This window comes from Pedobacter kyonggii (genome assembly GCF_004310665.1).
Classification (GTDB): Bacteria; Bacteroidota; Bacteroidia; order Sphingobacteriales; family Sphingobacteriaceae; genus Pedobacter; species Pedobacter kyonggii.
In genome coordinates this window covers 1-2,158 of record NZ_SIXF01000064.1, presented here as the reverse complement: position 1 = coordinate 2,158, position 2,158 = coordinate 1, and the positions used below count along the sequence as shown (strand labels likewise).

Annotated in this window: 2 protein-coding genes; both read left to right on the top strand. The window is 46.3% G+C overall.

Annotated elements, in window-relative coordinates:
- The first annotated feature begins 12 nt into the window (after positions 1-12).
- Positions 13-1,509 (top strand): IS21 family transposase, encoded by a 1,497-nt coding sequence (istA, locus tag EYS08_RS25530; RefSeq protein WP_262711754.1) that lies wholly within the window; start codon positions 13-15, stop codon positions 1,507-1,509.
- Between the two features lie 11 nt (positions 1,510-1,520).
- Positions 1,521-2,158: ATP-binding protein (locus tag EYS08_RS25525; RefSeq protein WP_131032706.1), on the top strand; the 638-nt coding region annotated here is incomplete at its 3' end.

The window sequence follows — 2,158 nt, the reverse complement described above, 5'->3', positions numbered from 1 at the left end:
TCCCAACGGAAAATAGAGAAAGAGGTCCGGGTCAACAGGCGTACGATCGCGAGTTACCTGGAAAAGTTCAGATCGACAGGTTTGACCTTTGATGGCTTGCTAAAGCTATCAGATAGGGATATCGATGAGATCCTTGGCCTTGTAAAGGAAGAGGTAATGGAGGATGCTGACCCCAGGCGGGTTCATTTCCTTGAACATTTGGAATATCACAATCAACAGCTCGCCTCCAAAGAAGGCGTAACCAGGTTATTGTTGTGGGAAGAGTATATTACCAATTATCCGGAAGGGTTTCAATATTCCAGATTCTGTGATCTGCTGCAGGAACATAACCGGGCCTCGAAGGCCGTTATGCATTTTGAGCATAAGCCAGCTGAGATGATGCAGGTAGATTTTGCCGGCGCGCCATTGCATTATCTGGATACTTCTACAGGAGAACTGGTTAGCTGTCCGGTATTTCTTGCCATTCTTCCCTTTAGCGGTTACGGTTATGTGGAAGCGCTTGTAGATGCAAAGTTGCCGCAGGTTGTATCAGCATTGAACAAAGCACTTATCTATATAGGTGGTGTGCCCAAAGGGGTAAAATCTGATAATATGAGGCAGTGGGTATCCAAAAGCTCAAAGTATGAACCTGTCTTTACCGAAATGCTGGAGCAGTGGGCCAACCATAACAAGATTGCACTCTTTGCTGCACGCCCTTATAAGCCAAAGGACAAGCCAAGCGTAGAGAACTTTGTGAGGATAGCCTACATGCGCATCTATGCGAAACTTAGGAACCAGACCTTCTACAGCCTTAAGGAATTGAATGCAGCGATCATGATTAAACTGAATGAACATCACCAGCTTAGCTTCCAGCGCAAAAGTTTCAGCCGCTATGAGCTCTTCCATAATAATGAGTCCGCACTTTTGCAGCCACTTCCCGAATCATCTTTCTCTATCCAGCACTACACCAGGGCAAAAGTTCAGAAGAACTATCATGTCCTCGTAGGTGAAGATTGGCACTATTACAGTGTTCCCTTCAGGTATATCGGCAAGGAGGTCAGGATATCATATTGTATGGACAGCGTTGAGATCTTTCATAATTGCACGCGGATTGCCATACACGTCCGGAGTTTCAGAAAACACCATTTTACAACCGTAAGGGAACATATGCCTGAAGCGCACCAATCCTTTTCGGATGAAAAGGGATGGGATCCTGAATATTATCTGAAACAGGCTGAAAGAGCAGGTCAGAACACTTATGACTTTATTCAGAAGTTGATGCAGAGCAATCCCGTGATACATCAATCATATGCTGGCTGCGCTGGACTGATGCGGCTCTTGAAAGCCTATGGAGCGGCAAGAATGGAAGCTGCCTGCAAAAGGGCACTCACCGGGCACAGGTTTAAATACACTGTAATAAAAAACATCCTTGACAATAATATGGACATGGTTGAGGAAACAGAACAGAAGGAATACAGGACGCCACTGCACCAGAACGTGCGAGGAGCCGAAGCATACAAAACCAATTAATAAAGATCAATATGAATACACAGAACACAGCAGACCAGATGAAAAGCCTAAGGCTCAGCGGAATGGCCAGGCGCTATGAGGCAACACTACAATTGCCAGTACACGAGATCCAGGACCCACATTCAATGCTCGCCATGCTTGTCCAGGCAGAAATCGAGTACCGTGAGCATGCAAGAACAGAAAAATATCTCAGGTTCAGTAAGCTCAGGTATCATGCACTTCCCGAGGATATACTCTGTACCTCCGAGCGTGGCATTACCCGTGAACAGGTACTAAGACTATCGGACGGCACTTTTATTGAACGTGGTGAAAATGTGCTCATTACCGGCGCTACCGGGTGCGGCAAAAGTTTCCTTGCCTGTGCACTGGGGCGCAGTTCCTGCCTACTTGGATTCCGTACGCTATATTTCAGTATGAATAAGTTTCTGGATGCTCTTGCCCAGGCAAGGCTCGATGGAACTTACCTCCGATGGATTAAGGGGATATCCTCAAACAGGCTACTGATATTAGACGACTTCGGGCTTAAGCCACTGAGCAATGATGCCAGGATAGCAATACTTGATATTCTGGAGGATAGATATGGCAACGGCGCGACAATAATAACCTCGCAGCTGCCAGTGGATAACTGGTACAACTTTATAGATGAACC